A 316-nucleotide genomic window follows, 5' to 3' on the forward strand; every position below is an offset into this window, starting at 1 on the left:
AATGGTGGGTCGTGCAGGATTCGAACCTGCGACCAATTGATTAAAAGTCAACTGCTCTACCAACTGAGCTAACGACCCGTGGTATCCCGTAGGGGAGTCGAACCCCTGTTACCGCCGTGAAAGGGCGGTGTCCTAGGCCTCTAGACGAACGGGACACTAAGATACTCTTCACATTTAAACCGTATCAATCTGTGTGAACACTCATCGCAATAATCATTCGTATAAGGAGGTGATCCAGCGCCAGGTTCCCCTAGCGCTACCTTGTTACGACTTCACCCCAGTCATGAACCACAAAGTGGCAAGCGTCCTCCCGAAG

Annotated in this window: 2 tRNA genes and 1 rRNA gene; all 3 read right to left on the reverse strand. The window is 51.3% G+C overall.

Annotation, left to right across the window (positions count from 1 at the left end):
• Positions 1–2: 2 nt before the first annotated feature.
• A tRNA-Lys gene (locus JIG40_RS13620) sits at positions 3–78 on the reverse strand.
• 1 nt (position 79) lies between these two features.
• Positions 80–155: transfer RNA gene (locus JIG40_RS13625), tRNA-Glu, on the reverse strand.
• 67 nt (positions 156–222) lie between these two features.
• Positions 223–316: ribosomal RNA gene (locus JIG40_RS13630) — 16S ribosomal RNA — on the reverse strand; the annotation flags it as partial.

The organism is Vibrio sp. bablab_jr001 (assembly GCF_016464285.1).
Classification (GTDB): domain Bacteria; phylum Pseudomonadota; class Gammaproteobacteria; order Enterobacterales; family Vibrionaceae; genus Vibrio; species Vibrio fluvialis.